This window comes from Lacimonas salitolerans (assembly GCF_042677865.1).
GTDB classification, from domain to species: Bacteria; Pseudomonadota; Alphaproteobacteria; order Rhodobacterales; family Rhodobacteraceae; genus Lutimaribacter; species Lutimaribacter salitolerans.
This window is the reverse complement of the sequence record NZ_JBHUDD010000119.1, coordinates 1-5,651: the sequence shown is the minus strand read 5'-3', so window position 1 is coordinate 5,651 and position 5,651 is coordinate 1. Positions and strand designations below refer to the sequence as shown.

Annotated in this window: 6 protein-coding genes; all 6 read right to left on the bottom strand. The window is 60.2% G+C overall.

Going from position 1 to position 5,651, the window contains the following annotated elements; translation table 11 throughout:
* Positions 1-397: 397 nt before the first annotated feature.
* A complete protein-coding gene (locus ACFTOW_RS14000) occupies positions 398-1,561 on the bottom strand; it encodes an ATP-binding protein (protein WP_379916749.1) in 1,164 nt (387 codons plus the stop codon).
* A 272-nt stretch (positions 1,562-1,833) separates the two neighbouring features.
* On the bottom strand, positions 1,834-2,802 hold the full coding sequence (fcl, locus tag ACFTOW_RS13995; RefSeq protein WP_379916747.1) for a GDP-L-fucose synthase: 969 nt from the start codon (positions 2,800-2,802) through the stop codon (positions 1,834-1,836).
* 4 nt (positions 2,803-2,806) lie between these two features.
* Positions 2,807-3,928: a GDP-mannose 4,6-dehydratase gene (gene gmd, locus ACFTOW_RS13990; RefSeq protein WP_379916745.1), complete on the bottom strand. Its 1,122-nt coding sequence runs from the start codon at positions 3,926-3,928 to the stop codon at positions 2,807-2,809.
* A 19-nt stretch (positions 3,929-3,947) separates the two neighbouring features.
* Positions 3,948-4,139, bottom strand: coding sequence for a hypothetical protein (locus tag ACFTOW_RS13985; RefSeq protein WP_379916744.1), 192 nt, complete (start codon positions 4,137-4,139; stop codon positions 3,948-3,950).
* Positions 4,103-4,711 carry a glycosyltransferase gene (locus tag ACFTOW_RS13980; RefSeq protein ID WP_379916742.1) on the bottom strand — a complete coding sequence of 203 codons (609 nt, stop codon included), beginning with the start codon at positions 4,709-4,711 and terminating at the stop codon, positions 4,103-4,105. The genes ACFTOW_RS13985 and ACFTOW_RS13980 overlap by 37 nt, the downstream gene beginning before the upstream one ends.
* A 138-nt stretch (positions 4,712-4,849) precedes the next feature.
* Entirely contained in the window at positions 4,850-5,515 is a 666-nt protein-coding gene (locus tag ACFTOW_RS13975) for a sugar transferase (protein WP_379916740.1), read from the bottom strand.
* Between the last annotated feature and the right edge of the window lie 136 nt (positions 5,516-5,651).

Genomic DNA, 5,651 nt, shown 5'->3' with positions numbered 1-5,651 from the left:
CTACCCCCCGGGTGGGTCATTTTTAAATGATCACGATGGGTCAGTTTTGAATGCAGATTGACACCACCATATGCCACCACGTCCAAGATAATCCCGGCGGATCAAACCAAGTGACAACGTAGATCAGAACAAGTGACAGCGTACATCTCATCCGGGGCATCATCAGTCAGTATAGTCGGGAGCGCGGTGATGTCTGCGATCATCAGGAACCGGGCGGCAGAGAAGGCCCGAGCGCGGGACGAAGAACGGTTGCTCCGGGGCGAGATATCCCCGTCCGAGCTCCAGCGGGAGAACCTCGTGTTCCGGGGGGTCCGGAAGGACGCGGCGCAGCGTACAGTCTACCGCTGGCTGGCCGCATACAGTGGCTGGAATTTCGGACCCGAGGCAGTCAAGGTCCCTACAGATTGCGCAGCTGGCCCACGGCGTTGGCCAAAGGCATTGCACGCAGACCGTCACCGGCCGGGACCTCGCGTGCGCCGGCATAGACCAGGATCTTTCGGTCCGCTTTGATGTCATTGACTGCCAGATGGGCGCCACGCGACACTTTGGGTGCTGTAGTACGCTTGATCTCGATCGCCCAGATGTCCTCCCCGGGAAGCCGCAGAACAAGGTCAAGCTCCGCACCCGCTGCGGTCCGGTAGAAGAAGGGTTCGGTTCCCGTTGGCGCAGCGGCGATCAAGGTCTCGATGCAGAACCCTTCCCAGCTTCCACCGACCACCGGGTGCCCCAGCAGGCTTTCCAGCGAACCAAGGCCAAGCAACGCGTGGACGAGGCCGCTATCCCTGACGAAGACCTTTGGCGACTTGACGAGGCGCTTGCCGACATTCTCATGCCAAGGCTGCAGGCGCCGCACCAGCATAAGATCGACGAGCAAATCAAGGTATCGTCCCACAGTTTGACCCGAGACACCCAGACCCTCGGCTAGCGCGGCTGCATTTAGCAGTCCACCCTGCGCATGCGCCAGCATTGTCCAGAAGCGGCGCAGCGTGGCGGCCGGGATGCGCGGCCCGAGGGCGGGGATATCGCGCTCAAGGTAGGTGCGTAGAAAATCCTCGCGCCAGGTCAGGCTGCCCCGGTCGCTGTCCGCTTGGAAGCTGTCCGGGAAACCACCTCTCAGCCACAGGTCGTTCAATCTGTCTTCGCCGACTTCATCCAGCAGGAGCGGCGGCATCTCGATATAGCGAACTCGCCCGGCAAGGGACTCGGCCGATTGATGCAACAGCACATTCGATGCAGACCCAAGCAGGAGGAACTGCCCTGTGCGGGCCCCCTTGCGCCGTCGCATGTCGATCTGCCCACGGAGGGTCTTGAACAGGTCCGGCATCTGCTGAACCTCATCTAGGATGACGAGCTTGCCTACTTGTTCATCCAGGTAAAGATCGGGCTCTGTCAGAACCTGCCGATCCGCGTTGCGTTCCAGATCAAGGTACACAGATGGGCGTTGCTCCGCTATTTCAAGCGCAAGTGTGGTTTTGCCAACCTGCCGGGGTCCCAAAAGGACAACAGCCGCTTGGGTATCGAGGGCGGATTGTACGATCTGAGTGGTCTGGCGTTGGTACATACCTTGCAATTATTCCATCATATGGAAGATTTGCAAGGAAATATACTCCATCGAGCAAGTCCAGCTGGAAGGCAACAATGTCCGATTTGCGGACAACGAGGGCATCTTGCCGCTAGCTCGCAGCCTGCTCGCCTTGGCCGCAGGAACCATACCATATCCGGGTGTTTTCACATATCCTCCACCCCTTAGGCGAACTTGGCATGCAACGAAAGGATTCTAGTGATCAGGGTTCCAGCATGTTCGTCAAGATACTGTAATTTCCCTGATGATCATTAAATGCGCACCCCGTCCTGATGTTCCAGAAACCACTGATAGGTCTCGGCAATCCCCTGTTCCAATCTGATGCGTGCTTGCCAGCCCATTGCGGCCAGCCGCATGACGTCCATCAGCTTGCGCGGGGTGCCGTCGGGTTTTGACTGGTCGGTGGCGATGCGTCCTTTGAATCCCGTGATCTGTGCCACCATCTGCGCCAGCTCCAAGATCGACACGTCGCTGCCGCAGCCCACGTTGATATGGCTCAGCATCGGCTGCGTGTTGGCGACATAGGCTGCGGGGTCAAGGTCCAGCACGAACAGGCTGGCCTCGGCCATGTCATCGACATGCAAGAATTCGCGCCGGGGCGTGCCGCTGCCCCAGATCGTTACCTCGGGCAGCCCGGCCTGCGCCGCCTCGTGAAAGCGGCGGATCAGGGCGGGCAGGACATGAGAGTTCTCGGGGTGGAAATTGTCGCCTGGACCGTAAAGGTTGGTGGGCATGACCGAGCGGTAATCGCGCCCGTATTGCCGGTTGTAGCTTTCGCAGAGCTTGATGCCCGCGATCTTGGCCACGGCATAGGGCTCGTTGGTGGGTTCCAGCGTGCCGGTCAGCAGCGCATCCTCGGCCATGGGCTGGGGGGCCATACGCGGGTAGATGCAACTTGATCCCAGTTGCAGCAGCCGCTGCACCCCTGCCGCATGGGCCTGATGGATCACGTTGCACTGGATCATCAGGTTTTCATGGATGAACTCGGCGGGGTAGGTGTTGTTGGCATGGATGCCGCCGACCTTGGCGGCAGCCAGAATCACCACATCGGGGCGCTGGTCGGCCATGAAATCGCGCACCGCAGCCTGATCGGTCAGGTCCAGCTCGGCATGAGTGCGGGTAATCAGGGTCATCGCCTCGCCGGCGTCGCGCCGCGCCTGCAACCGGCGCAGGATCGCGCCGCCCACCATGCCGCGATGGCCTGCGATGTAATATTTCATCGCCTTACCCCTCAACCGCCATCGGCAAGTCGTACCCATGCGCCTTGAGCAGGGCGTGGCGGCGGGCGGTTTTCAGGTCTTCGCTGACCATTTCGGCGCACATTTCCTGCGCGGTGATCTCGGGCACCCAGCCCAGTTTGGCCTTGGCTTTGGATGGATCGCCCAAAAGGGTCTCGACCTCGGCGGGGCGAAAATAACGCGGATCGATGCGCATGATCACGTCGCCCGGTTTGACCGCCGGCGCCATGTCCGAGGTGACGCGAGAAACTGTGGCGGTCTCGTCCACGCCCTCGCCGGAGAATTCCAGCTCGATCCCCAATTCGGCGGCTGACCATGTGATGAACTCGCGAACCGAGTATTGCAGGCCCGTCGCGATCACGAAATCCTCTGCCACATCCTGCTGCAGCATCATCCACTGCATGCGCACGTAGTCCTTGGCATGGCCCCAGTCGCGCAAGGAATCGATATTGCCCATATACAGGCACTGTTCCAGCCCTTGGGCGATATTGGCCAGACCGCGGGTGATCTTGCGGGTGACAAAGGTTTCGCCGCGCCGGGGGCTTTCGTGATTGAACAGGATGCCGTTGCAGGCATAGATCCCGTAGGCCTCGCGGTAGTTCACCGTGATCCAGTAGCTGTAGAGCTTGGCCACCGCGTAAGGGCTGCGCGGGTAGAACGGCGTTGTTTCACGCTGCGGGGTTTCCTGCACCAGACCGTAAAGCTCTGAGGTCGAGGCCTGGTAAAACCGTGTCTTGCCCTCTAGCCCCAGAAACCGGATCGCTTCGAGCAGGCGCAGCGTGCCGATCCCGTCCACATCGGCGGTGTATTCCGGGGCCTCGAAACTGACCGCCACATGGGATTGCGCGCCAAGGTTATAGACCTCGTCGGGTTGCACCTCACTCAGGATGCGGGTCAGGTTCGAGGTGTCGGTGAGATCGCCGTAATGCAGCTTGAGCTTGGGGTTCGGCTCGTGCGGATCCTGATAGATATGGTCGATCCGCTGGGTGTTGAACAACGAGGCCCGGCGCTTGATGCCATGCACTTCGTAGCCCTTGGCCAGCAGGAATTCCGCAAGGTAAGAGCCGTCCTGCCCGGTGATGCCGGTGATCAATGCGCTTTTGGTCATGTCAGAAAAACTGTCCCAGTTAAGAGAAATTTTTAGCCATCAGGGTGCCCATCCCGCCTACACCATTGCCACGAATGGCGCGATAGTCCTCGGTGCTTTTGCGCAGGATTTTCCGGATCGAGCGGTTGCTTTCCCCGCCGACCCGCATCTTTACAAAGACCTGCGGCACATAGGCTAGGCGGATCTGCCCCCGGACCAGATAACGCAGCATCGCGTCGTAATCGGCACTGATCCGGAACTGCGTGTCATAAAGGCCCCAGCGATCAAACACCGCACGCCGCAGATACAGCGTGGGGTGGGGTGGGGTGGCATCCAGCCCCGGCGCAGCTTGTCGGGAGTATACACGCCCGAGCGCCATTTGCGGATGATGCGGCCGGTGTCGTTTGCGGCGACGTAATCAAGATCGCCGTACACACCGTCGATTTCCGAATCGTCAAAGGCCGCGGCCACGGCCGACACAATGCCCGCGTCGGCAAACAGATCGTCGGAATGCATCAGCCCGATGATATCGCCGGTGGTGCGGGCGATGCCCCGGTTGATCCCCTCATAGATGCCGCCATCGGGCGTGCTTTGCAGCGATACGGCAGGCCCCGCAACCCGGTCGATGACCTGCAATGTGCCGTCACGCGATCCGCCATCCTGAATGACATGCTCGACATCGGCGTAATCCTGCGCCGCGACGCTCTGGATGGCTTCGGCGATCGTGTCTTCGCGGTTGAAGACGGCGGTGACAACGGAAACGAGGGGCAAGGATCGGGCCTTTGCGGTAGTGGAGTCTGTCACGGCCTAGCGCCTTTGGTCATCGGACCAAAGACCACCGGACAAAAAAGGCCGGCATGATGAATGCCGACACATTGGCTGTCCTGTTACTTACCATAACAACGATTATCCGCCGCGCCGATAATCCTCCGGCTGGCCCCTTCAGCGCGCGCCGAAGCCCGACAGGATCACGCGGATGGTGTCCATGATGATCTGCAATTCCGAGCCAAAGCCCTGCTGACGGATGTAGACCCGGTCCAGCCGCGCCTTGGCGACGGTCTGGTCGATTCCCTCGGCATAGCCCTGCCGCACCTGCGCCAGACCGGTGATACCGGGAAAGACCGCGTGGCGCGCCATGTAGCCTGGCACTTTCTCGGCAAAGGCGGTGGCGTGGTCCCAGGCGTCGGGACGCGGGCCGATCACGCTCATCTCGTGGCGCAGCACGTTGATCATGTTGGGCAATTCATCGATGCGGTACTTTCGCAGGATGCGGCCGAGCCGGGTGATCCGGGTCTCTTCCACGCCATCCTCGTGGCTGCGTGTCACCTGACTGGTGGCGAGCATGGTGCGGAACTTGATCATGCGGAACGGTTTGCCATGACGGCCCATGCGGGTCTGGCTGAAAAACAGCGGCCCGGGATTGTAGACCGGGTTCAGCACCAGCAGCGCCAGCGCAACCATCGCGATGACTGGCAGACAGATCAGCGCCACGGACTTGTCGAAGGTCAGCTTGAAAAGGCGAAAGGCGGTTCTTTTGAAGGGGCGCAGCTGCTTGCGCAGGCTACCGGCCTCGACCACGGAGTCGTAATGAAAATCAGTCTGGCTCACAGTATTTCTCCCCAGAATTAACGCAGCAGCAATGTTAGGACTTTATTAATCTTAATTAGGGCCTGTTGACGTTCATCTGAGGCGAATAACGGTCGCTGCGAGGGCTATGAAGGCTGAGAAACTGCTGTCTGTCTTG